Raw genomic sequence first — 26,410 nt, forward strand, 5'->3', positions numbered from 1 at the left:
CCTATCTGCGGTAAGGGGCGTAGGTGTCGGAGTTGCGCATGCCGCGACGCTGCGCCTGCGTCTCGCTGAGCCGGCCGAGTTTCCGCTCGCTGATGACGGACCCGGCGACGTGGTAGTGCGTGGACTGGTCGATGACCGTGGTCCCGCCGCCCGACCCGCGACCGGTGAGAGCGAGGGACGCCACAGGGGCCGACGGGGATGCGACGGCCATGCCCTGGGCGGCGGCCTGACGGACCTGCATGGCCATGCCCTGCGCAGCGATGACGGCATGCTTGCTGCTGCGGCTGAGGCCAACGGCGACACCCAGCGCCGAGTAGTCGCCGACCTGCGCCATCACCCGGCTGGGCGACTTGATCCCCAGCGCCTTCTTGATCGCCTTCTCCATGGAGGAGGCGATCTTCTCCATCTGCTTCTCGATCGCGGCCTGCTGCTTGGCCAGGCCGTCGACCAGGCCCTGCGCCGACCGGATGCCCGCCGCATACATGGAGTCCGCGACGGCGGTGCCCGCCTTGTCGGCAGCAGCCTGCGTCTGCTTCTGGAGAGCGTTGATCTGCTGGATCTGCCCGGCCGTGCCCCCCGCAAGGCCGAGGGCTGAGTCGTAGCCGCCCTCTACGCCGGCGGCCGCGAGCTGGTCCAGCGTCGCGCTGTTCAGCCCCTTGGACTTGAGCTGCTGGAGCAGCGCCGCGAACTGCTGCGCCTTCCGTGCCTGCTCCTCGTACTGCTTGAGGATGTCGGCGGCGTTGATCGGCCGGCCGGTCTCGTTGGCCGCCGTCACTGCCGTGAGGCCGCCCATGACACTGTCGCTGACCTGCGACTTCTTCTGAGCCCAGTCGTTCTTGAGGTCAGCGAGCTTGTCCTGAGCGGACTTCAGCTTCGACGCGACGCTGTCTCGCTGCTTCGCCAGCGCGGTCAGCTTCTTGGTGTCGGCGTCGATCATCTTCGTCAGGGCACTACCGGTCTTCTGGCCGGCCTTGGCGGTCGAGATCTCTTTCCGCAGACCCTTCTCCTGCTTGTCGATGTCGGCGATCTTCGCCTTGAGGTCGGAGGCGCGCTTCGCGGCCGCCGCCCGCTGCGACCTTGTTCCCTTACCGGTCTTCGCCTCCGCGTCATGGAGCTGCTTGACCAGGCTGGCGCGCTGCTTGTCCAAGCTCTGGAGCTTCTTGTTGTCCTGGTTGACCACCTGGACCAGGTCGGTGCCCAAGTACTTGGTGACCTGTGACTTGATCGACTTGAGCGCCGTGTTCATCTGCGCCGTCGTCCCCGTCAGGCCCTGGACGAGGCCCTTGGACAGGTAGCTGCTGAGATCCTTCCCGGCCTTGGCCCACGAGGTCTTCTGCTGGGCGGACAGGCCCGTGATGCCCTGCGGCGTCCCCCCGGCGAGCTGGCGACCGGCCGCCGTCAACTTCGGGATGGTGGACTTGGCGATGGTGGCGGACCAGTTGATGCCACCGGACGCCATGGGCGTGATGCTGCCGTTGGCCATCCAGGAGACCGCACCTCCCAGCTCCTTGACGACCTGCGTGGCGATCTTCCGGGAGCGCTGCCGCTTGCCCCGGTCCAGGGGGATGTACGCCTCGGGCTGCGCGGTCTCGGCCCACAGAATCCAGGAGTTCCCGGGGGCGATCATCGCCTGCCGTGAGTTCGCGGTGCCGTCAGCCATGCGCCGCATCCCACCGGAGCCCCAGAGGCTGCCATCCGCCGACAGGGTCGCCCGCGCCGGGCCGCCCATCGGATGGACGATGGTGTTGGCGGTGATGGTGACGGTCTTGTCGTGGATCTTCGCCAGTTCGAGCTGGGCTTCCTTTCGAGCCTTGACGAGCTGGGCGATATCCCCCTTGAACTTCGCCTGCTGACTTTTCGGCACGGAATCGAGCTGCTTCTTGGCCGCCGCGATGTCCTTGCCCCACTGGGCGATCTGAGCAGTGAGGAGCGTCCTCTGCTCCTTGGGGGACTCGGCTATCTCCCGCTTCTTCTCAAGGAGCTTCTTCTCAAGGTCAGTCTTGTCGGCGGTCAGCTTGATGAGCTTTTCCGGCGGGAGGTTCTTCTTCGACATCTTGGTCTTGACGTCGCCGAGCTTCTTTTCAAGGTCCTTGATGTCACCCTCGACCTTGATTTTATGGGGAAGCTTCATGACAGAGGTCTGCCACTCGTTGATCTTCCCCGTCATGCCGTCGATGGCGTCGCCCGTGTCGTTCGAGAACTTGAGCAGCGCGACCGAAGCGGTATTGATTTTTCCGCCGATACCCGGCACCCAGCTGAACGCTACTGACGCGGCAGCGAGCAGGCCGGAGGCCATGTCAAGGAAGCCCTGGACGACATACTTGAACATCGTCAGGGCGACTTTGCCGAACTCCAGCACTGAGAGGGAGATGACGGCGAAGACGTCGGTCATGATCTCGCGGGCCTTCTGGCTGGTATTCCAGAGGTAGACGAGGCCGATAGCGACAAGGGCTACGGCGGCGGCGATCAGGCCGACCGGCGAAGACACAGCTTCGAAGGCGATCATCGCGACCCCGGCGGCACCCAGAGCGATCGTAATAGCGCCAATGCCGATGGCGATCTTCTTCACCAGTGACTTGTGGCTCTCCATCCACCCGAAGAAGCGAATCGCATACGGGAGGAGTTTCGTTCCCAAAGAGATAGCAGCGGTTTCCAGCTTCTGCTTGAACATGTCCATCTGGACATTGAAAAGCTTCTGCGTGGACTCCCATCCCTCCACATCCTTCGTGGTGTGATGGAAGGAATCCCCGGTCTTCTTTACCAGCTCCGCCGTTGTCTTCTGGTGCGCGCCGCCGATCTCCAGGGCAGCCATCAGGCCGTTCGAGCCGCCCGTCATCTTCTTCATCAGGTCGGTCGCCGTAGTAAAAGCGGGATTCCCCGCCTTCACCTGGTCGGAGAATCCATGCGCGGCCGTCGTCAGGGCCTTGTACTGGGAGGCCATCGCAAACCCCTGCGCGCCCATGCCCTTGCCGAAGTCCGTGAACTCCTTCGCGGACAACGACCCCTTGTCGAAAGCCTGAGCTGCCCTGCGCAGATCGGGCGGCATCTGACCGAGCATTTCATGCAGAGCCTCGGTCGCCGACGCCGAACGCTTCATCGTGCCGATCACGACATCGCCGGAGGGTCCCATCTTCTTGGCGATGACTTCCCAGAGGTAGTCGATCGTGCCCGTCAGGCCGCGCTTGCTCAGCTTGTGCTGCAAATCGGTGGCGCTGACGCCCACCTGGTCCATGCTCTTGCGGGCCACGTTGTTCGGCGATAGCAGGCCCCTGATCGCGAACGCCTGCAACTGCGAGGCGTGCCGGGCCGTCTCGCCCTGACGCGTCATCGACGCGAGAGAACCCGCGACGTCGTCGAAGCTGATGTGTGCCTGCGCGGCCAGAGGGAGCACTGTGGACAGCGAGCCCGCGAACTCCTCAAGCGTGGTCGTACTGCCACCAGCAGCCGTCTTGATGGCGTTCATGACCTGCACGCTCTGGGATGCGGGCAGGTTGTAGTTGTTCATGACCGTCGTCATCGCGTGGACGACGGTGTCGAGCTTCGCGCCCTCCTCGCGGGCCCCCTGCGAGGCGACTTTGAGGACGGTGAGTCCGCCATTTGCGGCTCGGAACCCGGCTTTTTCCGCCTGGTACATTCCCTCGGTGAGGTCGTGCCAGGTTGTCCCGGTATCGCGGGCGATCTCCAGAATCCCGCTACGGACCTTCCCGAGATCCCCCTCCGCCTCGCCAGCGGCGGTAACGAGCAGGTTGGTTCCCTGCTCGAAATCGCCGGCCATTTTCATGCTGACGACGCCAGCGCCGACCGCCACGGCGGCGGTCACTGTCCCGACAGTTTTCAGTCCGGACGCGAACTTTCCGCTCTTCTCGTTCGCGCTGGCGAGCGCCCCACCGAGGCGCATGGTTGACCCGGAGAGCACGCCGACGGAACCGGCGGTGTGCCGGGCCTCGGCGCCGAGCGCGGCCACGCGAGTCGCCGTGCCGGTCGCCCGCATGCCGAGCCGCTCTGTCTCGGCAGCGGCTGCGGCCTCCTGCGCGGCGAGGCGCCGCGCCTCGGCGCTGGCAGCGCCTGCCTGGGTGCCGAGCCAGCGGGCGTTCTCGCCAGCCAGGCGTGCGCGGCTGGCCAGCCGCTCAGCCTGCGTGGCAGCGCTGCGGGACTGACGCTCCAGTTTCGAGGCGCCCTCACCGCCTGCTGCGGCCTGCTCTGCCAGCCGCCGGGCCTCTGCGGACGCCAGGCTGGCCTTGTTGGCGAGGTTCGCGGCCTGCTCGGACGCGAGTCGGGAGCGGCTGGCGAAGCGGGCGGCGGAGGACTCGGCGGCGCGGACCTCGGTGGTCAGGCCACGGGTGGCGGTGGTGGTGCGGCGCATCTCGGCGCCCATGGCGGCGGTGCTGGCCTGGGCGCGGGTGGTCGCGCGCTCTGCCATGGTGGTGGATTCGGCGAACCGCTCGCCCTCAGCCGTAGCCTCGGCCATGGCCCGCTTGTACTGGGTGTTGATCGCGCGGAGGTTCACCCACAGGTCTGCGACCTCAGGCACGGCGCACCCCCTATCTCTATCTGCGAGTCAGAGGGCCCACTTCGCGGCGGAGAGCGTCTTCCGGAACGCGGCCTCGGCCTGGATGTGGAACATGCGGGTCGCGGGGAGGAGGAACGGGTACGTCGCGCCGTTCCTCAGGCCGGTCTCCAGGTAGGAGCCGTACTTGGACGACGCGGTCTTCCTGCGGCCGTAGGGCGCCGTCTTGCCGGGGGTGAGGCCGACCTTCGCCTCGAAGCCGCCGGCGAACGGCGTCACGTGGGTGTGGACGATGGACGCGACGAGCGTCCCCGAGATCCGGGCGGGGCCGCTGCCCGGCGTGGCGGGCGTGGGCGTCCCCCACGAGTGGGAGCCGTTCGAGGCGTTGGCCTTGGCCTGCTTGACCAGCGATTCGGCGACGATGATCAGGCCGGAGCGGGCCGCGTCCTCGGCGGCCCGCTCCACTTTGGCGAAGATCGCCCGGAAGACCCCGGGGCGCACTTCAGGCATGGGCCTTCTCCTGCCGCTTCGCGGCCTTCTCCTGCGCGGCCGCGCGGGCGTTGATGAGGTCCCAGGTGAAGCGCCGGACGTACGCCGGGGTGCCCTGGAGCTGGTCCCAGGACCAGCCCATCTCCCGCATCAGCTCGAAATCGATGAGCTCGTCCGGTGGGGGGCCGGAGTTCCACGTGCCCTCGTAGATGGACTCCGCTGGCCAGAGGACATCGTTGAGGTACGGGTCGTCCGGCCCTAGGCCCCCGCGCCCTTGACCTCCATCATCCGGTCCGCGATCTCGTCGATGATCTCCTTGGGGAGCTTCGCGACGAGGTCCTCGGTGGCGGGCAGCGGCAGCGGCGGCTGGTCATCGTCGGTGCTGGTGGCGTCGTAGACGTGCCAGGCGACGACGATGCGGGCGATGACCTCGTACATGGCCCGGATGATGCCGTCGCTGTCGGACTCGCCGCTGGGGAGCTTCGGGACGTCCCGGGTGTTCAGCTCGTGGAGCGGCACGGTCTTGGGATTGCGGATGATGACGTGGACGTCGTCGCCCTCCTCGGACAGGTCGGGGAAGGGCAGGCGGATCAGGCGGTTGGCGTAGCCGGGCACGGGTGTCTCCTTCGGGGAGGGGCGTTGCGGGCGTTGGGCATGGCGGGGCCCTGGCCGCGCCTGACGCCCGGCGGGCGCGGCCAGGGGGATCGCGGGGGGATCAGTACGCCGTGGTGGTCCAGTTGGCGAGGACCGCCGTGACGGCGCCTCCGTCGGTGGTGTTGTAGACCCCGGAGATCGCGTAGTCCGCCTGGACGTAGTTCTGGCCCAGGTCGCGCTTGCCGGTCGTCCATGCCGCCCTGCTCATCGTGATGGCGAGGGACTGGCCGCCGACGGGGACGGGGGTGGCGATGCGGACGGACAGGGGAAGCTGGGTGCCGTTCAGGAAGGCGCCCATGTCGTCCTGGTTCTCGAAGATGGCCTTGTAGGTGCCGTCCGCTTCCAGGGCGCCGACGAAGATCTCGCGGGGGCCCTGCGTGCCATCGGACGAGGCGATGGCCTCGCCGTCGCGCTTGATGGTGAGGTCGAGGGTCAGGCCGCGTGTGGAAGCGGCCCCGGCCTGTGTGGTCGTCCACGTCCAGCCGAGGTTCGGGGTGGACTTCGTGTATGTCTCGGCGACAGGCGCCTGTGCGGCGCCGACCGGGCCGAGGCCCTTCATGTCGAAGGTCACGGCGGCCTTCGGGTCGATCTTGATGCCCATCTCGGTGAACTTGAAGCCGGCGTAGCCGAGCGTCTGCGTCGTGTCGTTGACCGTCAGGCTGTACGACGGGATGGCCTGCGTCGGGTCCTGCCGGAAGGTGTGCCGCGTCTGCGAGACCACCACCACGCCCGACTCGTGGGCGCCGGCCAGAGACGCGGACGCACCGTCCTGGGTGACCAGCGGGATCGTGTACGACGGGCCCGACCCCGTGGGGGTGCCGGTCATGGCGTACTCGGTTGCGGCCGCCGTGTCGATCCGGATGACAGAGCCCGCCGGGATGGTCGCGGCGACGGAGATGCTGGACGCGCCGGCCGCCGTGGCGGAGGAGAGGGTTGTGGAGACGCCTGCCGTGACGGTGTCCGGGCCGATGGTTCCCCGGAGGAGGTGGCCGATGAGGTCCGGGTAGCCGTTGACCTCGATGTCCCACTCGGAGCTGGAAACGCCTTGGTAGACGCCTTGGAGCACGGTGTCGTTGCCGCGCCACGACTCGTCGCGGATCGGGTCGACCTTGTCCTCGAAGTCCGCCTTGCTGAACGGTATCCCGGCGACCGGCGGGGCGTAGGTGCCGGGAGTTGCCTCCCTGGCGATGCCCAGGGTGGAGAGCTTGCTGAGCTGCGTCACTGCGCCGCCCCCTTCTCGGTGTCGGTGCGGTCGCGCCGGGTCTTGGTCGGCGCCGGGGGTTCGGGGGCCGGAGCTGGGTCGGGTTCGGGGGTGACGCGCTCGAACCCGGCGAGGGGGACCGGCCAGGAGACGGTCTCTGCCGGCTGGACGGTCGCGGGGATGGCAGGCACGTCCACCGAGTCGCCGGTGACGTTGCGCTGGGGATACGGCTCAGGTGGGTTGGCCACGGCCGGGCACCTCTCTGCGGGCATGCGGACAGGCCCCAGGCCACGAGCCGGGGCGATGATCTCGGGGGTCAGGCGACGTAGTTCTTGTCGTCGGCCATGTAGGTGATCTGCGCGGTGAGGGCGCCGGCTTGGATGCCCTGCGCCGGGTCGCCCATGTCGACGCGGACGCCGGCGGACTCGTCAGGCGCCTCGGCCACGGAGAGGAACCGGCCGCCGTGCGTCTTGTCGGTGACGGTTCCCTCGATCCGCGCGACGACCAGCGCGACGGCCGCGTCGAGCGCGGCCTGCTCGCTCTCCGCCAGGCTCGTGCCGCCTGACTGCGCGGTGGCCCCGATCGGCCACCAGATCGACAGCAGGAGCGTGTGCGTCGCGATACGGCGCTGGGCAGAGAATCGGCGGGTGACGGTCGAGCGGCGCAGGACGTACAGCTGCGTCTGGCGCTGCGCCGGGGTCCGCGGCATGTACGGCTGCACCACGTCGAACGGGCCACCGGCCGAGGTCGGGAGCGCGGGCAGGCCGTCGCCGCAGGAGGATAGCCATGCTGCCTCGCGGGCTACTGCCGCGGCGAGTCCCGGGTCAGGCATTGCGCACCTCCCGTCATGTCCGCGCGTAGGAGGCGAGGATCTTCTCCGCCTGCTCGCGGAGGGCTCCGGCGTCGTGCCCGGTCTGCACCATCGGGTCCAGTTCCGTTGCCGCCAGTGACGCGGCCATCAGCTTGCCCGCCCGCGCCAGGGAGGCAGGCATCGTCTGGTATCCGCCGTCGTACTGAACCCGGATCAGCGACCCGGGCGGCAGGAATGTCCCCAGCTGGAACCAGACGTGCCCGGAGTCCGGCTCGGCGCCGACGATCTGCGCCGGGCCGACCCGCTGCAAGCCGCCCTGCGAGAGGATCAGCGACACGCTGAGGTTGCCGTACTGCCACAGATCGGGATAGCGGGGCGCGAACTCGTTCAGCCAGACATGTCTGACCATCGAACCCGCGCCACCGAGCGCGTTGGCGTACGACATGTTCAGCGTCGCCTGCATGCTCACCGGAATACCTGCGTCGCCCGGCAGTTCGTCCGGGTCGATGCCCTGCGCCCGGTGCGACTCGGGCAGGCCGGTGAACGGTGCGAGGCGGCGCCCGCAGGCGTCCTCGCACAGCCGCGTCGCCTCTACCATCAGGACATCCAGCGCCTCCGGGCTGAACCCCCGCACCAGGTCGGCGAACTGGCCGACTTGCAGGTCGTCGGCGGTCGCGAGCGGCACGGGCGAGTCGACGGCCACGAGGTTACTCGCCGTCGGAGGCGGTCTTGCGGGGCCGGCCACGGCGCGGGGTGGCCTTGGCCTCCGGCTCGTCGGCCGGGGCGTCGGCGGTGACGATCGCTTCCGGCTCGGGGATGACCTCGGTGATCGGCTGCGGGGCGTCGGACGCTTCCTGCTCGACCTCCGGCGCCAGGTCGGCCTCCAGCCCGGGGGCGAGTTCGAATCCGCCGTCGGGGATGACCAGCAGCGCCTCAGCCTCGTCGTGCGGCATCTCCACCACGGCGCCGTCGTGCGGCCACTCGTGACCGAAGTTGTCGGAGCCGGCCTGATGTTTGCGGATGTACGGCATGTCCCCTCCCAAGGGGCGTCGGAGAAGAGGGGCGCGCCGACCAGATGTCTCTGCCGGTCGGCGCGCCCTCGGGCCAGGTCAGCTCGCGAGCGTCGATGACACCCGGGCGATCCGCCCCAGGAAGCGGGGCGCCCGCACCGCGAGGGTGCAGTCGCTGGCGATGGCGTACGGCAGCTGGTCCGGCGACGCGGCCGTCGGGTACACGTCGAGCGGCTGGAGTTCGCGGACGTACGGCCGCAGGACGAACTGCGGGTCGCGGGCCATCAGGTAGATGTTCTCGCTGCCCTCCGCCTGCGGCTTCATCGACGTGTTGGTGCCGACGTACGACGCGGGGGTCTGCGCCGGGACGGTGGAGCCGTTCTTCGGGACCAGCTTCACGCCGTCGTCCACGATGCTCGTGGTGAGGATCGGCGTGACACCGTCCGCCGCGATGCCGACCGTCGCATCGACGTAGCCGAGGAACGTGGCCGCACCGGCGGACGTACCCCGGTACACCTTGAACAGGTTCGGCTGGGCGCCGTCGTGGCCGGACGGCGTCGCGAACGACAGGGTGACGGTGGAGTTGCTGCCGGTGGTGGCCTTGGACACCTCGACGCTCGGCAGGATCTCGCCCTGCCGGGCGATGACCGGCGCGATCTGGTAGTAGTACGTGCCCTCTGCCAGGGAGCCGCCAGTCGACGCCGTCGCGCTCGTCACCGCCCCCATCCCGTACGACCGGCCCGACAGGAACGAGCTGGTCACCAGCGGGATATTCCGGTACGACAGGACGTTCAGGCCCGCCGCGACCTCGACCTTGTCGAGGTACCGCTGGCTGGTCTGCGCCAGCTGAGCGATCCGGGACTCGGCGGTCGTCGACAGGACGAACATCCATGCGGCACTGCCGACCTTCATGGCGGCCTGCTGCTCCACCATGTCGATCATCCGGTCCAGCCAGCCGAGGCTGAGGCTGGCGTTGCCCGCGTCCTGGGCGTTCTGGTTCCCGCCGGAGAACGTGGACACCTGGGTGTCCAGGCCGTCGAACTGCGCGTACCCGCCGAACTCCGTGGAGCCGGAGTTGCCCCACAGGATCGCGGTCTCGATGTCCCAGTACAGGCCCTGGATGGACCCCTCGATCTCCTGCGCCCGCAGGTCCCCGACCAGGCCCCGGGTCACGGCCTGCGCGTACCCGGTGACGGAGCCGACGGACTGAAGGTTGCGGATCTTGAAAGCGTTCTGCTGGTACGAGCTGCTCGTGACCGGCCGGGCACCCCCGTCGCTCACGAAACCGCCCGCAGCGCGGGAGTTCCGCTGGTTGAAGTAGTACACCGTACTGTCCCACTTGCGGGATGGGATCGCCCGCACCAGCGGGGCATAGCGGCGCTGGTACTCCAGCAGCTGCGGGTCGACGATGGTCGGGACGAGCGGGGCGGCCCCTGCGGCGGTCAGTGCCTCGCGCAGGTCGGCGTTGCCAGTCATGGCAGCAGTCCTTTCGGCAGATGGGAATGACGAAGCCCCGATCCGGGGGGCCGGGCGGGGCCGGGGACCATTGCTGCCGGGTGGCACCAGCTGGCGTGCTGGCGGTCAGATGGGACTCGGGGCCGCAGTGCGGCCGGGGTGCTACTGGGCGACCTGGGTGGCCCGGGTACCGAGCACGGCGCCGACAGTCGCCGGCGCGGCGTACTGCCGCCACTCCTCGTCGCTGTACTCGTGCAACGGCTTCTGCGGCCAGTCGGCGGGAAGCCCGGAGGCGGCGGCACCGGCGGCCGACTCCGAGACCTGCGCGACGAGGCCCTTGCGGGTCGGCGGCCCGTTCTGCTCGACGTGCTCCTGCACGGCCTGCGGCAGCGCCTTGGCGATGCCCTCGGCGACGAGCCGGGCGATCCGCTGGTCCTCCGACTCGGTCACGGGGACCTCCGCAGGCGCGGCGGCCTCGGTTACAGCCGGAGCCGCCGGGGCGGCCTCGACAGCGACCGCGGCGGCCGGCGCGAGGCGGGACAGCAACTGCGCGAACTGGTCGTCGGTCAGGGTGACCCCACCGGCGGCGGGGGCGGCGGCCGTGACAGCTGCCTCGGTGGTGGTGTCCGCCATGGCGGGCTCCTCCTCATCTGTGGTCGCGGCGGCGGGGTCCGGCGCCGGAGTCTGGGGGGGCATGGGTACAGCGCCGTCGGCGGCGCGAGCGGGCGAGGTGACGGTGGTCTCGGTCGTGGCCGCTGCGGGTGCGGATTCCATGTCGTCGTCGGTGTCCTCGGCGGGGGCGCCCGGGATGTCCATGTCGCTGTCCATGTCCGGGGCGATGACGGCGAGTGCCTGGCACGCTCCGGACATCGCGGCGCGTCCGACCGCGTCCAGGTCGTGCGGGTCCAGGCAGTACGAGGACACGGTGACGGTGGTGGGGCCGTTCGTCAGCGACACGTACATCGACCCCTGGGCCGCGTCGCCGTAGCACTCGGCGAGGGCCTCGGTCACCTGGGCGGCGGGGTCGACGAGCCAGCCCTCGGCGGTCACGGCGACGCCGTGACCGCCGAGGGCCTTCTTGATGCGGCCTCGGACGCGCTTGAGCTGCGCGGCGGTGTAGGCCCGCGCGCCGTCACCCTCAGCGACGTGCAGCCACGCCGCCTTGGCCTGGGCGCGGGTTCCGATCGGCAGGCGCCGGGCGGCGTCGGGCTGGTACCCGAGGTCGGCCCACGGGCCTGCCTCTCCGGGGGTGTCGTCGGCCTCGGTGATGGTCACGGTCGCCTCCGGCGCGGACTCGGTGATGGGCACCCTCGCGGTTCCGTCGGACTCGCGGGGCTCGGCGCCGACCAGGGCCACCGTCTCGATCTGGGCTCCGGGCACGCCCGGCTTGCGGGTGTAGTCGAGGCCGTCGAGCTCCAGGTCGTCGGCTGCCTCGACGGCCATGCCGTCCCGCTGCTCCCGCCGGACCCGTCCGAGCCAGGCGCCCCGGATGGATACGCCCCTCAGGGTCGGGCTGGGCCCGGAGACCAGCGACAGGATGTCCCGGCCGTGGCTGGTGTCGGTGATCTCCGCCCGGTAGCTGGCAGACCCATCGGCTTCCTGGGCGATGGAGGTGATGCGGCCGACGATCCGCGTGGAGTCGTCACCGGCCTCGTGGTGGGTCAGGGTGGTGAGCGGCATGCCGCCTTCGGCGAGCCGCGCCTGGGCCCGCTCGACCATTCGGCCGATCGCCTCGGGCGAGTAGTAGCGGTTGTTCTTGCTGACGCCGGGCCGGATCGCGGTCCCGGTGACGGTGGCGATCGCAGCCACGCATACCTCCTGAGAGACGGTGGCCGGTCAGCGGCCGTAGAGACTGATCGACACGCCCGGGTACGCGGGGTCAGCCCCGCCGAGCGTCCACGAAACGCGGCACCACTGCGGCAGGACCACCGCCGCCGCCCCCGGCATGTGCAGGCCCACCGACACGAAGGCACCCCCGGGGTCCGAGACGAGCTGCTCGACGCCAGCCACGGGGTACCAGTTGCCGTCCGCGTCCTGGACGTCGACGCCGACATCCAGCGTCGGGCCGTCACCTTCCGGGTCACCGTCGACGGTGACGGCCAGCCACAGGTCAGCCATGTCGCCGACGCCGATCGGGCCGCTGCTCCCGGATGCGGCGAGGGTCGTGCCGAGCCCGGACCCCGACAGGGTCCACAGAATCCCGGCGACCGGGTTGTAAGAGCCGCCCACGGCGTCCTCCTCGGTTAGGTGAACCAACTGGCGAACGGCGAGAGGTCAATGTCGGCGGCGTACGTGCAGCGGCACAGCGGATGCAGCGGCAGCAGCGGGGCGGAGACGATCGGCCAGGGGCCGCCCGCTTCCGCGTCGGCGCATGCCGCGCACACCCGGCCGTCGCCTACCGTCACGACGTCCACGCCGGTGGCACCGTGCTGCTGGTACAGGTGGAGCGCCCCGCCAGCGGCCGCCGTGGTCATCGCCCAGTCCACAATGAAACCCGCCGCAGCCGATGCGGCTTCCGCCTCGGCGCCTTCCGCCTCGCCGGCCGGGGAACCGGCCAGCAGCCGGGCGAGGGCTGCCGCGGCGCGATCGACGAGCGCGGCCAGCCATCGGTCCGCGTCTGCCGCCAGGGAGTCCAGATGCTCCAGCGAGTCGTACGCCTGCTGAAATGCGGCGCCCCAGTCCAGGCCGGCCGCATGGGCGCGGTCGGCGGCGAGCGCCACAGCGTCGACCATGCCCTCGGCCCGGCCGACGCGGATGGCGTCCCGCAGCGTGTCCCGGAGGTCGCCCCAGCCCGGCTCGGCGGCGAGCCCCCGGAGCATGGCCAGTGCGGCGGCGAGCGCCGCAGCCCTCAGTTCGTCATCGCGGTCGGCTTCGGTGAGCCCGTGCTGCCATCGGAACCGCTGAACTCCGGCGGCCAGGTCGGCGCGGTCGAGAAGGCGGCGCCATGCCGCTGTGACCGCTTCGGCATGGTGAGCCTGCTGATCCTCGCGGCGGGCGACGAGGAGTGCCCACATGCCCTCCAGCCGGCCGAGGTCGACGGTGGCCTTGAGCACGTCGGGGTCGTCGGCGTTCTCGGCGGCCAGGGCGACGGCGGCGGCGCAGGCGTCACGGACCCGCTCGGTCAGCGGGCCGCCGGACGCGGCCCACCCAGCAGCGAACGCTTCACGGGCGAACCTGGCAATGGGGTGCTGCTCGCCACGCGGGTCACGCTGCCCGGTCGTACTCATCGACGCCTCCCGGCAGCTGAGCGAGGGCCTCCCGCAGGCGACGCCGGTACACATCCCGGCTCGACTCGACCGGGGGCTTGACTGGCGCCTCCGCAGGCGCCCCCTGTTCTGCCTTCTCCACTGGCAGTGGCGCCCCGTACTCCGGCTCGCCGGGCGCCAGCGCGGTGCCCTTCAGGCGGCTTGCCACTGACGCCTTCGACATGGCGTCCATGTCGGCCCAACGCACCACGTCCATGCGGTCCATGAACACCGGCTCGTCGCCGCCGTCCACGGCCGGCTCGCCGATGTCGGCCCGGTACCGGTTCAGCGTCCAGGAGCCGTTGCGGACCCGCAGGTCGCGGATCTCCTCTACGACCTTGCTGTCCCGCATGTCGACCTCGCGGAACTTCAGCCGCCACCCGTCGACGCCGAATCCCTCGCGGCCGAGGTGGAAGTTGATGGCCTCTAGGACGAGTTCGGCGATCGGCTGGCAGGTGTTCAGGAGGAACGTGCGGTCCTGCGACTCGCCGGTGCCGCCGCCGAGGTTCCCGGACTCGATGATGCCCAGCTTCGCAGGGGGGACGCCGTAGCAGGCGATGATCTCGTCGCGCTTCTGGTCGGCGAACTTCAGGTAGTCGACGGTGCGAGAGGAGGCGAGTTCCTGGACCCTGCCGCCGCCCTTCGTCATGACCGGAGCGCCAATGTTCCGGGAGCCGACGTTGCGGACCATGTACTGGGCTTGCCACCGGTTCATGTCCGAAGGGGAGACCCCGGCGGGCATGTCGACGTGCAAGTTGGGGGGGTTGCCCTTCTTGAAGATCTCCTTGCTGGTCGCGGCGGCGTACAGCCACGCCGTGATCGGCAGAAGGGCCGCCTGCGTCGGGGAGACGCCGAAAATACTCGACCGGGGAGAGTCCAGGGAGATGTGGATGACCTCGCGCGGTTCGAACTCAGCCCTCTGGCTCAGCTCTGTCACCTGCACGTACCGCGTCACCTGACCGTGAGCGTCCGTGATCGGATTCATCGAAGGGCAGTCCAGCGAGTACAGCGCCACCGGCTGCCGCCCCAACCACACCACTTCAAGGTAGGCGTCACCGAAAACCAGCAGGTCCGCGATGACGCCCCGCAAGATCTTGATGATCGACTCGGACGGGTTGCAGTACGCGAGCATCCGCTCCAGTGCCACCAGCCCGGCAGGCTTCGCCGGCTGCTCCTGGCCGTCCCCCTCCACCGGGACCCACTCGGCGACCAGGCCGCCAGCGGTGATCGTCCGCGCGATCGCATTCACGCACGCCCACGACCAGGGGCACGCCAGGTAGGCGTCGTGCAGCTGCCCGAGGGCAGTACGGCGGTCGGCGCCAGTGGATGCCCCGGTGCCCTGGTTCCACTCGCTCAGGCCCGAGTTGCCGATGCCGAATTCGTACCCTGTGCGGTCCGGCAGTCTGGCGGCCGTCGCGGGCGCCTTCTCCAGCACCTCGCCGCCGCCTGTGACGCGCTGCCACCACGTACTCAGACCCATGGGGATTCCACCGTCCCCCCGGGCCGAGGCCCATCGTCGTCAACATCAGACAGCCACCACGGGGTGTCAGTGCCGGAGTCGGGCCGCACTGCCATCGTCGGGCCCAGCAGCTGAAGCTGGCCCTGGGCCGCTTCGGTCGGCGGCTGGTCGAGAATGGGGAACTCCGGTCCCGTCCCGAGGTTGGTCAGCACGTAGCGCAGCGCGTCGGCTGCGTGGTCATCCGCTGCGGTGTCGGCATCCTCCGGGTCGCCCTTCGTGGCGTGCGGCAGGTCCGACAGCTCCCGGTACAGCTCCGTCACCGTGCTGAAGAGGTGGATGAGCGGGCAGCTTCCCCAGCCGAGTGCCCGGTGGTGCGGGCACGCCGGCCCTTCCTTCAGATAGGACCGCACGCGTTGCCACCCGATCACCCGGGAGCCGGCACCTTTGCCCGCTTTCTCCAGGTGCACGCCCTCGTCGGCGTAGATGTCGGCGATGGGCTTCGCCTCACCGCGAGTTGCCCACATCGCGTCGTCCGCATACCGGACGGCGACGTGCTCGCCAGGCTGCTCCGCCGAGAGGATCTCCTTCGCCTGATCGGACTCGCCGACCTGCGTCTTGTAGATCTCCCGGTAGATCCAGACCCGGCCGTCCTCGTCCACCGCCGCCCACAGGACTGCCCACGGCTTCGTGTACCCCCAGTCGATGCCGTTGTAGCGGCGCCAGGTGGCAGGAAGTTCGATGGGGCTGACGACGTGCCGGTCATGCTTGAGCTCGGCGAACATTTGCCCGGCGAACACGTCCCAGTCGCCATCCAGGAAGGCGGAGCGGAGCTTGCCGTCGAGGGCCTGCAAGTCCTGGGCGTACTCCGCGTTGACGTGCGGGTTGTCGCTGAGCTTTGACGGGATGAACCGAACTGTTCGGTTCCGCATGTCGGTGACGACTCGCTCGCCGTAGTTGGTCGGCTTGATGTAGCGGGTCTTCACGGCGCCGTGCCCGGGTCCGCCCGGGTTGGTGCCGGACCGGATGCCGAGGACAGGGATGTCGCGGCGGCCGGACCGCAGGCGGGACTCCAGAAAGGAGCACACGTCAGGTGGCGTCAGGGTTCGCTCATCAAAGATCAGCTTCTGATACTGGCCGCCCTGCCGCCGGGTCGCGTCCTGCACCGTCTCGGCGTACCGGAACATCACGATCGACCCATTGCTGAATCGGAGCTCATACTCGGTGCCGTTCCACCTCGCGCCGACAGACTTGGCATAGCCGACCTGCTCCAGCTCGGCGAGCAGCGACTCCTTCAACTCCCCGTACGTGCGCCGGAACGCTCCGACCCGCAGGCCCGGATAGCGCTTGCAGTCCCGGATCGCATCCATGAGCAGGGCCTTGGTCTTACCGCCACCCGCCGCCCCGCCGTACAGCACGTCGAACTCGGTTGCGGCGTGGAACTCCTGCTGCTTGGGGGTAGGGACGTAGCCCAGCTCGGCGAAAACGTCGACGGGCGGCTCGGACAGCCGCTCCGCGAGAAGCGTCAGCGCATCGACAGCCACTGTCCACCGCCTCGGGTCGGCTCAGGTGGCCCTGCGCAGCTTCCGCGCCATGACCTGCTTGACCTGCTCGGCCTGCTCGCCGACCACACCGATCGACGCGAGACCCACCTGCACGGCCTCCATCAGAACCCGGACCTTCTCCTCCTCGATCCGCGCGAGCCGGCCGTCGATGTCCAGCCTGGCGATCGTCCCGAGGACCGTGTTGCACCGATCCAGCGCCCGCTCGAACAAGGCAACCTCGGAGCGCAGCTGCTCCGCGCCCTTGGCGTCCTCGTACCGGATCTCGGTCAGGGCGTTGACCCGGTCGGCCAACGCGTCCTTGAAGGCGACAACCTGCCCGGCGAGTTCCGCGAGCGCTTCGAGGGGATTGTCGACGGGCGCCACGTTGAGACGGGCGAGGGCCCTGGCCACGGCAGCCTCCATCTTCGCTTCAGCGACGCGCCGACGACCGGCGGCCTTCGCCTTGGGGTTGGCCCCGCCGTGGCTGTAGCAGACCCGGAGGCCGACCATAGCGTTCTGGCGGCACCGCTCGCCGGGGTGCGTGGGGTGGTTTGGGCTGTAGTGGGCGGTGCAGCGCCGCTCGTCGGGAATGTTGTGGTGCACGCACGAGTCGCTGCCCTTGGTCGTCCAGTGGACGCACCGCTGGCCGGCCCTCTCGGGGTCCGGATGGTCGTCCCGGACGGTCGCCTTGCACCGCCGCTCCTCGGGCGGAGGCCCGGGGAACCCTCGTTCGCCCACGTCGCTCACCCCCTTCTACGTGATCGCGAGCAGTCCGGCGTTCCGCACCGGCACCTCGGGGCTGTCCGTGACCCGCAGCCACACCGTGTACCTGCCTCGCGGCAGTTCCGTGGGCGCCCCGGGGCCGACCAGGCACCGGGCTGTGAACGTGGACGTTCCGGGGACCGGGCCCGCATCCCACGACGCCGGGCGCCACACGTCGGGGTCCACTGCCCCTACTGGAGCAAAGGCGAACTCGACCAGATCGGCGGTGGGGTCGTACGGCGCGCCGTCCACCATCGCGGTCACGGTGACGAGTACATACTCCCGCGACGACACGGGTATCGACTGCACGGCCACACCTTCCTGTCAGCGGACCCGCGCCAGCCACCGGCCCGACGCGAGCCGTGCCGACCACCGAACCCTCGCCTGCCCCACTGTGATGCCGATATCGCGGACCACCGGGGCCACCAGCACCTGACCGGCCGCCCCCTCGGGTGCCGGATGCAGCCGCAGGCACTTCGCCTGGGTGGCCGGCCGCACCGAACTGGACTCCGCGGCGCCCCCGGCACTTCGCCCGCGTACCAGCCGTACAGGCCGACACGCCTCTTCCGTAGCGCATCTCGCTGCCGAGCGGGCCTTGGTTGCCCCGACCCGTGCCGCGGCATCCGTAGCGAGTGCCGCGCCGATCGCGACAGCCTTCGCTGGGCGCACGACCCGTGCCGCACCGGCCTCTTCGGACGCTCCGGACCGGTAGTGGCGCCCCGGGCGCACAGTCAGGCCAGCCTCGGCATCCGAAGTCGCCCAGGCGTGGGCGGTCTTCGTCGCGCCGACTGGCCTGGCGCCGTCCGCCTCCGGGAAGAAGCCCAGGACCGAGCCCGTGTGCGTGCCCAGCATCCGGCCCTGATCGGCCTCGGTGGCAACGCCGAGCGACAGCGCGCGACCCACCCGCCCGACAGTATCCAGGGCCGCGGCAGTCGCGGCCACCGTCGTCTTCCCAGCGCCCGCCGGGCAGCCACCTTCCGCGGCATCTCCCGCGCGCAGTGCCAACTCCTTGGCCGGCACGGGGCTTTCCGCTACATCGGCTTCGATGGCCGTCTCAGCTGCCGCGTTCTTCACCGCGCGGGCGATGCCGGCCGCCGCCTGGTCACCTGCTGGGCCCATCGCCAGGGCGATCCGGCCGCGCACCGGTACGGCCAGCGCAGCGCCCGACTCCAGGGGGTCAGCTACCGCCAGGGCCTTCCGCCCGACCGCGCCGCCGCACCCGTCGGCCGCTGGCGCCACTGCAACGGCGCCCTGCTTCACTCGACCCAGAGCCAGCGCCTCACCGGCAGACGCCGCATCACTGACACGCCGCACCTTGATACGCGCCACGGCCTGCGACGCGCCAGCCTCCACTGCCGGAGCCAGCCTGCTGCCGACAGCAGAACCGACCGGAACCGCCGCCCCGGTCTCGACCGCCGGAGTCAGCGCGCGAGCCTTCCCGGCTCGGGCCGCACCTGCTGATGCGTCCTCGACGTCCGCCCTGAGGCCGCGCGCCTTCTGCGCGCCTGCCTCGCGGGCCGTGTCCGCACTGGAAGCCGCAGCCGATCCGAGGGCCTTCGATCGCACCGCGCAACCGGACGTCCCGGCCTCGGCCGCAAGTCCGACGGCGCTGGCGCGTGCTGCGGGGACAGACAGAGGCCGGTCCGGTTCGACGGCGGGCTCCAGCGACAGGCGCTTGGCTCGGACTATCGGCTGGCCGGCGGAGACTTGCTCGGCCGCCTCCCCGAGGAGTCGAGCCTTCGCGGCCACCGCACGCCCGAGAGCCGACGCTTCCACCGCGCTGGCCAAGGCCCGGCTGCGACGGGATGTCAGTTCCTGAGCAGCATCCGATCCTGTAGCAGCCTGGACCCGGACCGCCTTCCTGCTGGCTGCGGTGCCCGCCGCTGCGGTCTCCGGCGAGGCCCCGGCGTGGACAGTGCGCCTCGCCGTCAGTGGCTGCTCGGCGTCGACCTCGCTGGCATCCCGGGCTGCTCTGGACTTACTCGCTGGCACACCGCCAGGCACCGCAGCTTCCGCAGACGGCGCAAGGTCGGCGCTCTTGGCGGCCGCGAGTCGCCGTCCCGGAGCGGACTCCGCGGCGGCCCCGAGGGGCCGCGCCTTGCGGCGGCTGGCGACTCGGGCGACATCCGACGCCCCGGCCGTGCCGACCGCGAGGCGCCGGCCGGGTGGAGAGTTGACGTTGTCGAACTGTGCCCAGTCCTCAGTGCCCGCGTCCCGGTGCGCTTCCAGGAGGAGCGCCAAGTCCGTACCTGCCGCCCAGGCTGGGGTGGCGGCGGTGCGCTGCACTGTCCACGTTGCCGCGTCGGGGGACGTCTCCCAGTACAGCGTCCCGCCCGCCTCGCGCAGCCGCAGCCAGGCGTGCGCTGTCGAGCTGAACGTGATGAAGGCTGGCGCCGGGTCCAGGCCCGCCGTGTACAGGTAGCAGCCCATGACCGTGTACGAGGCGTCCACGAGGAACCCGGCGTAGCTGCCTGCGGCGGGCGCGACGACGTACGCCGAGGAGGTCGCGGAGGTGCCGCCGCCGAGCGTGGGCGGCCACATCTGGAGGAGGACGCTCGCCCCGGCCAGGGTGTAGGCGGTGGCGGACTTGATGCCGTTGTAGCCGGTGGTGCAGGCGACGCGGGCCTTGCCGCCGGTCTGGTCGACGGTGCCGTAGGAGCCGGGCCAGCGGGCGGTGTCGATGGTCGGGCTGTCGAAGGTGTCGGCGAGGGAGGCGATGGGGGTGGCCACGGGTCACCTCCATCCGGCCGGGTGGGGTGGGCTAGGCGGCTGAGGTGGCGCGGAAGAAGTCTGTGATCGTCGCGGTGACGTCGCTGCCGTCGGGGGTGATCGTGAAGTCGTGCTTGGTCAGCGGGATGACGTCGGCGTCGGTGCCGCCGGTGGTGTCCGGCACGTAGCAGATGACGATCGCCGCGATGGGGGCGCCGGTGGCTCCGGCCCAGGTGATGTCGTCGCAGTCCACGTCGACGCGGTCGTTGGCGTTGTCGACGGCGACGGTGACGCCGGTGAGGGTGGCGCGGCCCATGGTGGTCTGCTCGGTGCTTCCTCCGGCGAGGAGGTCGGCGAGGGTGGCGTAGTCCCGCATGGTCGCGTCGTTCGCGATGCCGCTGGCGGTGATGGGTACGGCGATGAGGGCGTCGTGGGCGGCGGGCAGGTCGGCGAGGGCGGCGACGCGGCCGAGGGCGATGTTGAAGGTCAGGTTGGCCACGGCGGGCGGGTCCTTCCGGTGGGGCCCGGCAGCGCGGGCTCAGTGTCAGCGGTCGTGCGACTGGCGGCCGGGATGGCGCTCGGCCTCGATGAGCTTGCCGCCACCGTCGATCCAGTCGATGCGGTCTACGGTGACGCGGCCGTCTGCGTGTCTGTAGGCGACCGGCCGGACCTCTACGGCTCCGGGCGGCGCGTCGGTCATCCGCAGATGCAGCGTGACCTGCCCAGGCCAACCAAACCGGTGGCTCGTTCTGCCCGCCAACTCGGCGCCCAGCAGCGCCAGGTGGTCGAGGATGGTCGACTCCATCTCCATGGAGACCACCAGCCCGACAGTGCCGTGCAACGGGATGAACGCGAAGACGCCGTGGATCTCGGTCAGTCCTGCTCGGGACGGATGTGGGTCCCACGCGACTGCCCCGCCGCGGATGACCACGGCGTGCTTGACGCCGCGCGGCGACGGCCCGTAGGCGATACCGAGGGCGACGCCATCTCCGGACAGGCGGTGGTCCACCGCGTATCCCTGCTGGGCAGACCACGAGTAGAGGTGATCCAGCCAGTCCTCGCGCTCGGCGAAGTGCGGCACGTCATCGAGTGGAAGATCGAGTAGGGGCGCTATGGCTGCTTGCAGGCAGTTCCCGGTTCGGCCGCGCGGGTCGCCGAGGAGGATCGTCTGCGTGATCTCGGCCATGCCGTCCTCCGTCTGTCCGTTTTGGCGGAAAGCGAGGGATTCGAACCCCCAGGGCAGCCGAGGCCGCCTTCCGGCTTTCGAGGCCGGTCCCCACGCCGATGGGAGGCTTTCCGTGTCGCGGGCCCGGCATCGTGTAGCCGGGCCCGCGAACGCCCGCCGTGGAGCCCTCACGCCACGGACGGGCAACCCCGCCCGGGGCGCCAGGGGGGACGCGCCGCACAAGCAGGGAGCTGGAAGGGGATCAGGCGGCCGCAGCGGAGCCGCGTGGCCGGTACGACTTCGCCTGCTCCTGGACCTCCGGGAGCGAGTACATCGTCCGGTACAGATGGCCGTCGCCCGAAGGCCGGCCGTCCCCGGGGAAACGGGTGATGCGGCCGCGCCGCGCCCACTGCCGCAGAACGGTCTCGGGGACACCCGTCGCGGCCACGGCCTCATGGGCGAAGACGAGATGCTCCGGCAGAGCTGTCAGGACGGCAAGGCGCATCATCCACCCCCGGGGAACGAAGAAAGCCCCCGCTGGGAGGGCGAGGGCTTTCATGCGATCAAGAGACAGCTGTGCCGTCTGGAAGCACTGTGACAGAGAGCGACGATCAACGCAAGCGGGCACTCACGCAGCCATTCCCTGCCCTGCGCGGGCCAGGCGCTGGAAATCAGCCCGACTCCACCGCGCCCCGCACCCGCCGCAGACCACGGACAGCGTCGACGCGTCGACGAGCATCTGCGTGCCGCACGCCGTGCCGTCGTCGTACTCGGCGAGGCACGTCACGGGGACACGCCGGCTGCGGTCGCCAGTGAGGATGCGGGTGGTGGCACCGGCGAGCCGGGCAAGTGTCTGGTCGAGCTGGTCGACGTCCCCGTACTCCTCGCAGGCCCACGGCAGGTGGTTTCGGAGGAACCGGCAGACCTTGGGGAGGGCCTGGTCGGCTGAGCCGCGCCACGTCTGCACGGTGAAGCCCCGAGCCCGGCGCCAGTCGTCTTCGACGGCGAGGAGTTGCCCGAGGATGGTGTCGGAGCCGGGCCCGGCGAGGGAGAGGACGTCGAGGCGCAGCGGCAGCCGTCCGGAGGCGGAGCCGCGGCCAGTGGATATGCCCTGTCCGGCGGGTGCTGCGCCGCGCTGGAGGCTGCTGGGAAGTTGCAGCCAGTTGTGCTCGACGGTGTTGAGACGGTCGTGCATGCGGTCCTGGCAGGGCTGGCAGGCGACGCGGGGCGTGGCGGTGTGGAGTTCGCGGTGGCAGCAGGTGCAGAGGGGGGTGTCGTGCGGCTGGTCGGGCATGGCGGGGCTCCCGGGGGCGGTACCGTTCGTGGTGTCGATGCGTGCCGCTGCGACATGCGGGGCGTCTCCTCTGTGGCCGGAGGGGGCGCCCCTGTCTGCCTACCGGCCCGGCGTCAGGCCCTCCACCCCCGTCATTGCTGGGCCGCCATGGCCGTCTCCATCATCCCTTCAGGGAGCGCGGGGATGCTGGCACCAGTGTGACACGGTAGATCTTCCGACCTGATCCCGGTGGACCTACCTGTACGGCGGGTACGCGATGGCCGCCGCCGACGCGGCGCCGGGATGGCCGACGGCAGGCAGCGAGCGGAGCACGGGCAGCAGCTGCTCCGGCGCGACGACCACGACCCCGCCGACACGGAACCGCCGGCCGGCCACCCGGGCGCCGTGCACGACCATCAGCGGTGTCACCGGGACGCCGAGCGTCCGGGCGACGTGCTGCGCCTCCCACTCCAGCACCCGGACCTGACGGTCCCGATCCTGCGGGCCGCAGTACAACCGCCCCCGAACCGCCCGGACCGCAGCCCCGCGCCCCCAGCGCTTCGAGTCCACTACCGCCACGGAACCCGCCCGACTGACGACCAGGTGGTCGAGGTTCGCGTCGCTTCCGGGGATGGCGCGGTCGTGCAGCAGCACCCATCCCTGCTCGGCGAGCGGGGCCAGCAGCCGCTCGGTCGCCTCCTCCCCGGCGGCACCGGCAGACCACCGGCCGGCCGCCGCGCCCGCCGCCCGGACGTGCAGCCAGCCGCCGAGCAGCGCCCCGCCGACCGCCCCGGGGACGGCCAGGGACGGGTGCGCCAGGGCTCCGGTGGCGAGCCCGCCGACCGCCCATCCGAGGATCGGGCCGGGTCGGGGGCGGCGGAGCCGGGCGGCCTCGCGGTGGGCGGATCGGCCGGCCGGATTGTGGTCCACGGGGGTCCTCTCAGGGGCTCTACGCCTGCTCTACAGGCGCTCTACAGGTTGTGGGTTTCCGCAGGTCACGCGCGCTCTACGTGGCGCTCTACGCCGTCTCGGGCTCCCCCTTGGGGCCCAGGGGAGGGGAGGTCGTCTACGTGCACTCCGGTGCGGCCGGTCAGGGCCCCGACACGGATGCTCTGGCGGACTGGGATACCGGCCTCCGCGAGGGCATCGCGGAGGGCCCTGTCGGTGGCCTCGGCGAGCGCGGGAACGCGCCCCCGGATGGCCGGGTAGAGGACCGAGAGGTGCACCCCCTTCTGCGACCCGATCAGCTCGCGGACGAGGGCGGCCAGCGAAGGCTGCTGCGGTGAGTCGGGGGCGTCCCCAGCAGTGGCCCTGCCGGATCTCGGCTCTCCCCTGGCGGCGCGCCTGCTTGCCGCCTGTCGGGCTGGGGCGACGATCAGCGCGGCGATGAACCAGGCCGTGCCTGCGGCAGGCGCGAGGATGGGAACGGCGTGCCGGCCCCATGCCGCGGCCACGCAGGAGCAACCGCCGATGACGGCGATCCGGTCGAGGGTGCTCCGCCATCCGGAGGCGGTGATCCACGACCAGATGCGGTGCACGAGGAGGACCGATCCGGAACCGAGGAGCGCCAGGGTGTGCCGGTCGGGGAGATAGGGCCGCAGGGATGCCGTGGACGCCCAGAAGGACGGGAGCTGCGGCGGCTCCCCTGACTTGGTCAGGTCGGCCATGTCAGACGCCCAGCGCCTGGTTGAGGCCGGACGCGAGGGCGGTGCTGCCGATCGCCCAGATGCCCCCGGCGGCGGCGTAGACGCTCGCGGTGGCGATCCCCCCGACGGCAGCCCAGCCGGGGCGGAGCTTGCCGCCGTACAGGACGACGGTGAGGACCACCGCGATGGCCCCCGCGCCGACGTTCCCCCCGACGCTGCCGCTGACGGCCTGCGACAGCCCGTCAGCGATGGAACCAGGGGCCGACCATACGGCCTGGGCGGCAGCGTACAGCGTCCCGGCGACGAGCCCGCAGATCGCCGCCTGGTGCTGCGTGAGCTTGAAGCGGCCCTTGCCGCGCACCCCGATGACGAGGACAGCGGTGGCGGCGAGGGCGGCTCCGCTGGCGCCGAGGGTGCCGAGGACGTGCCCGCTGGCGATGGCGGACTGCGCGGCTGCGATGGTGGTCACGGCGGTGGCCTTTCAGATGAGGGCGTCGGGGGTGTACAGGCAGACAGCGAGGACGGCGGCGGCCAGGGGGACGCGTGCGGCCCAGCCGAGGGCGCGCAGCAGCGGGTAGTCCTGGTGGCGCCAGCGGCGGGCGTACATGTCGGTGGGCAGGGCGGCGGCGAGGGTGATGGCCCCGGCGGTGAGGCCCTGCGGGACGTCGCCTTGGCCGTAGTAGGTCATGAGCTGGTGGCACCAGGGGCCGATGCCGAGCCACCAGCCGGTGGCGGCTGCGCTGCCGCTGTAGAGGATCTGGCGGCGGCGGGCTGCGAGGTCGTGGCGCGGGGCGGCGCTGGTGAAGGTCGCGAAGCCCGGCTGGGCGACGCCTGGCGCCGGGTCGACCCAGGGTTCGGCTGGTGCGGCCGGCTCCAGGGGGTCACCTTCGCGCTCCGGGGTGGCGGCGGGGTCTTCTTCGGTCGCCTCCAGGGTCGGCGTGGCCGCAGGCGCCGGCTGCTCCTCGGGCTCACCCTCGGGGCTGTCCTGGCTCTGCGGCGGGTTGGGCTTGGCGAGGATGTCGAAGCCGATGGGGTAGCGGTCCTGCCAGTAGCCGTTGCCGGTCTGGGGCGGGGTGCTGCTCGTGGTGGCTGGTTCGGGGAGGCGCCACCATTCCACGGGTGCGCCTGCGGTGGGTGCGTAGTCGGGCGGTGGCGGGATGGTCACGGTGTCACCGGCCGCTCTGGCGGAGCATCCGGACGAGGGCGGTGCCGGAGAGGATCGCCGCGGCGGGGTTGAGCGCGTAGAGGGCGATGCCGAGGGCGGTGTGCACGGGGGTGCTCCTCTCAGAGGTACTGGCCGGTGCCGGGGAGGTGTGGCTCGGCCGGGAGGGTGGTCTTGCGCTTGTCGCGGGCGCGGATGGTGCGGACGTATCCGGCGTCGGTGGGGAGGCTGTAGCGGGCGGTGACGTGCTCGGCGATCTGGCGGGCGGTGGCGTCGGCTCCGAGGGCGGTGATTGCGGCGCGCACCGCGTCGGCCTTGGCGAGGGTGGGCGCGGCGGCACGTGTCAGCGGGTCGGGAATGGGGGCCTGACCTGCTGTGGCGGGGTCCGTGTCACGGTGTCCGGTGTGGCGTGGCGGTGCGAGTGCGGGCGTCTGCTCGGGGCTGATCGCCGGTCGGCCGCCGGGGGGCTTGGGCGTGTCGTCGCGCTGCACGCTGACCTGGGGAGGCGTCGTGCCGAGGATGAGTGCGACGGCGAGCGCGTCGACGGTGATGCCGTAGTCGGCGAGGAGGTTGGCGATCCCGGCGGGGTCGAGGTGGGGGTGGGCGTCGGCGGTGATGCGGATGGCCTCGGCGGGGTCCATGGCGGCGAACCGCTGAGTGAGGACGGCGCGGGCGGTGCGGTCCCTCGCCGGCGCCGGGGCGGGCTGCTGGCCGGTGACGTGGGCGACGGCCTGCCGCCTGACGGACGCGGCGGCTTCTTCGCGGGCGAGGAGCCATCCCCAGGCGCCGAATGCGGGGAGCCGCATGGGGGATTCGCCGCGTTCGGCGCGCTTCTGGGAGCGGGTGGTGGACCAGGACAGGTCGGCGAGGAGGAGCAGCGCGGCGGTGGGCGCGGCGAAGAGGAGTCCTGCGGCGACGCCGCCGTGGATGAGGCGGGCGTGGACGAGGTTGAGGTAGACGGAGACGGTGGCGAGCGCGAGGGTGGCTAGGCGGGGGGCGGCGGCGGACCGGCCTTCCTTGGCGGCTTGGGAGGCGAGGTAGAGGCAGGCGAGTGCGGTGCCGTCGAAGACGGCGGCGACGAGGGCGGCGAGGGGGGCGGGGACTCCGTAGTGGTCGTGGGCGACGACGAAGAGGGACCAGGCGGTGATTCCTGCGGCAGCGGGCGCGATGATGGCGAGGGCGAGCCACCAGGCGATGCGGTTCAAGGGGGTGCTCCTGCGGGTGGGGCCGGGCGGAGGCGGTCCGCCCGGCCGGGAGGGGTGGTCAGTGGCCGGTGGCGAGCCGGCAGATGGCGATGAGGCGTTCCACGGGGGTCTCCTGG

Annotated in this window: 27 protein-coding genes and 1 tRNA gene; all 28 read right to left on the bottom strand. The window is 71.0% G+C overall.

The annotated features are described in order from the left end of the window. Position 1: 1 nt before the first annotated feature. A complete protein-coding gene (locus tag ACIQGZ_RS16935; RefSeq protein WP_402602553.1) occupies positions 2–4,531 on the bottom strand; it encodes a phage tail tape measure protein in 4,530 nt (1,509 codons plus the stop codon). 27 nt (positions 4,532–4,558) lie between these two features. After that, on the bottom strand, positions 4,559–5,017 hold the full coding sequence (locus ACIQGZ_RS16940; protein ID WP_402602554.1) for a hypothetical protein: 459 nt from the start codon (positions 5,015–5,017) through the stop codon (positions 4,559–4,561). Next, a complete protein-coding gene (locus tag ACIQGZ_RS16945) occupies positions 5,010–5,147 on the bottom strand; it encodes a hypothetical protein (RefSeq protein WP_402602556.1) in 138 nt (45 codons plus the stop codon). Before ACIQGZ_RS16945 ends, ACIQGZ_RS16940 begins: the two co-directional genes overlap by 8 nt. 107 nt (positions 5,148–5,254) lie before the next feature. Continuing rightward, on the bottom strand, positions 5,255–5,611 hold the full coding sequence (locus ACIQGZ_RS16950; protein WP_402602558.1) for a hypothetical protein: 357 nt from the start codon (positions 5,609–5,611) through the stop codon (positions 5,255–5,257). Between the two features lie 100 nt (positions 5,612–5,711). Beyond that, on the bottom strand, positions 5,712–6,872 hold the full coding sequence (locus ACIQGZ_RS16955) for a phage tail tube protein (protein WP_402602559.1): 1,161 nt from the start codon (positions 6,870–6,872) through the stop codon (positions 5,712–5,714). Further along, entirely contained in the window at positions 6,869–7,099 is a 231-nt protein-coding gene (locus ACIQGZ_RS16960) for a hypothetical protein (RefSeq protein WP_402602560.1), read from the bottom strand. Before ACIQGZ_RS16960 ends, ACIQGZ_RS16955 begins: the two co-directional genes overlap by 4 nt. A gap of 68 nt (positions 7,100–7,167) precedes the next feature. Next, positions 7,168–7,683, bottom strand: a complete 516-nt coding sequence (locus ACIQGZ_RS16965; protein ID WP_402602562.1) for a hypothetical protein — start codon at positions 7,681–7,683, stop codon at positions 7,168–7,170. A gap of 13 nt (positions 7,684–7,696) precedes the next feature. Continuing rightward, complete coding sequence (locus ACIQGZ_RS16970) at positions 7,697–8,365, bottom strand: hypothetical protein (RefSeq protein WP_402602563.1); 669 nt, start codon at positions 8,363–8,365, stop codon at positions 7,697–7,699. 4 nt (positions 8,366–8,369) lie between these two features. Then, the gene (locus ACIQGZ_RS16975; RefSeq protein WP_402602565.1) at positions 8,370–8,693 is read right to left on the bottom strand and encodes a hypothetical protein; all 324 of its coding nucleotides are present in this window, start codon (positions 8,691–8,693) and stop codon (positions 8,370–8,372) included. A gap of 78 nt (positions 8,694–8,771) precedes the next feature. After that, a complete protein-coding gene (locus ACIQGZ_RS16980) occupies positions 8,772–10,148 on the bottom strand; it encodes a hypothetical protein (RefSeq protein WP_402602567.1) in 1,377 nt (458 codons plus the stop codon). 141 nt (positions 10,149–10,289) lie between these two features. Further along, positions 10,290–11,936, bottom strand: coding sequence for a hypothetical protein (locus ACIQGZ_RS16985; protein ID WP_402602568.1), 1,647 nt, complete (start codon positions 11,934–11,936; stop codon positions 10,290–10,292). Between the two features lie 27 nt (positions 11,937–11,963). Next, positions 11,964–12,356, bottom strand: a complete 393-nt coding sequence (locus tag ACIQGZ_RS16990) for a hypothetical protein (RefSeq protein WP_402602570.1) — start codon at positions 12,354–12,356, stop codon at positions 11,964–11,966. Between the two features lie 14 nt (positions 12,357–12,370). Continuing rightward, complete coding sequence (locus tag ACIQGZ_RS16995; RefSeq protein ID WP_402602571.1) at positions 12,371–13,354, bottom strand: hypothetical protein; 984 nt, start codon at positions 13,352–13,354, stop codon at positions 12,371–12,373. Then, positions 13,332–14,852 (bottom strand): phage portal protein, encoded by a 1,521-nt coding sequence (locus ACIQGZ_RS17000; protein ID WP_402602573.1) that lies wholly within the window; start codon positions 14,850–14,852, stop codon positions 13,332–13,334. The genes ACIQGZ_RS16995 and ACIQGZ_RS17000 overlap by 23 nt, the downstream gene beginning before the upstream one ends. Next, on the bottom strand, positions 14,843–16,372 hold the full coding sequence (locus tag ACIQGZ_RS17005) for a terminase large subunit domain-containing protein (protein WP_402602574.1): 1,530 nt from the start codon (positions 16,370–16,372) through the stop codon (positions 14,843–14,845). Before ACIQGZ_RS17005 ends, ACIQGZ_RS17000 begins: the two co-directional genes overlap by 10 nt. Before the next feature lie 21 nt (positions 16,373–16,393). Further along, positions 16,394–16,975 (bottom strand): hypothetical protein, encoded by a 582-nt coding sequence (locus tag ACIQGZ_RS17010; protein WP_402602575.1) that lies wholly within the window; start codon positions 16,973–16,975, stop codon positions 16,394–16,396. 150 nt (positions 16,976–17,125) lie between these two features. Further along, entirely contained in the window at positions 17,126–17,443 is a 318-nt protein-coding gene (locus ACIQGZ_RS17015; RefSeq protein WP_402602577.1) for a hypothetical protein, read from the bottom strand. Positions 17,444–17,458: 15 nt separating this feature from the next. Beyond that, positions 17,459–19,864, bottom strand: coding sequence for a hypothetical protein (locus ACIQGZ_RS17020; protein ID WP_402602578.1), 2,406 nt, complete (start codon positions 19,862–19,864; stop codon positions 17,459–17,461). Positions 19,865–19,895: 31 nt separating this feature from the next. Beyond that, the gene (locus ACIQGZ_RS17025; RefSeq protein WP_402602580.1) at positions 19,896–20,342 is read right to left on the bottom strand and encodes a hypothetical protein; all 447 of its coding nucleotides are present in this window, start codon (positions 20,340–20,342) and stop codon (positions 19,896–19,898) included. A gap of 45 nt (positions 20,343–20,387) precedes the next feature. Further along, entirely contained in the window at positions 20,388–21,029 is a 642-nt protein-coding gene (locus tag ACIQGZ_RS17030; protein WP_402602582.1) for a hypothetical protein, read from the bottom strand. Positions 21,030–21,051: 22 nt separating this feature from the next. Then, positions 21,052–21,141 (bottom strand) — tRNA-Ser (locus ACIQGZ_RS17035). Positions 21,142–21,270: 129 nt separating this feature from the next. Further along, positions 21,271–21,513 (bottom strand): hypothetical protein, encoded by a 243-nt coding sequence (locus ACIQGZ_RS17040; protein ID WP_402602584.1) that lies wholly within the window; start codon positions 21,511–21,513, stop codon positions 21,271–21,273. Between the two features lie 123 nt (positions 21,514–21,636). Then, on the bottom strand, positions 21,637–22,302 hold the full coding sequence (locus ACIQGZ_RS17045; protein ID WP_402602585.1) for a hypothetical protein: 666 nt from the start codon (positions 22,300–22,302) through the stop codon (positions 21,637–21,639). A 234-nt stretch (positions 22,303–22,536) separates the two neighbouring features. Next, a complete protein-coding gene (locus ACIQGZ_RS17050) occupies positions 22,537–23,211 on the bottom strand; it encodes a nuclease-related domain-containing protein (protein WP_402602587.1) in 675 nt (224 codons plus the stop codon). A gap of 65 nt (positions 23,212–23,276) precedes the next feature. Further along, positions 23,277–23,948, bottom strand: a complete 672-nt coding sequence (locus tag ACIQGZ_RS17055; RefSeq protein ID WP_402602589.1) for a hypothetical protein — start codon at positions 23,946–23,948, stop codon at positions 23,277–23,279. Between the two features lies 1 nt (position 23,949). Then, positions 23,950–24,396, bottom strand: coding sequence for a hypothetical protein (locus ACIQGZ_RS17060; protein ID WP_402602591.1), 447 nt, complete (start codon positions 24,394–24,396; stop codon positions 23,950–23,952). A 12-nt stretch (positions 24,397–24,408) separates the two neighbouring features. Further along, positions 24,409–25,092 (bottom strand): hypothetical protein, encoded by a 684-nt coding sequence (locus tag ACIQGZ_RS17065; protein ID WP_402602592.1) that lies wholly within the window; start codon positions 25,090–25,092, stop codon positions 24,409–24,411. A gap of 119 nt (positions 25,093–25,211) precedes the next feature. Then, positions 25,212–26,294 carry a hypothetical protein gene (locus ACIQGZ_RS17070; protein ID WP_402602594.1) on the bottom strand — a complete coding sequence of 361 codons (1,083 nt, stop codon included), beginning with the start codon at positions 26,292–26,294 and terminating at the stop codon, positions 25,212–25,214. Positions 26,295–26,410: the final 116 nt, after the last annotated feature.

It is taken from the genome of Streptomyces sp. NPDC092296 (assembly GCF_044755465.1).
In the GTDB taxonomy this organism is placed as follows: domain Bacteria; phylum Actinomycetota; class Actinomycetes; order Streptomycetales; family Streptomycetaceae; genus Peterkaempfera.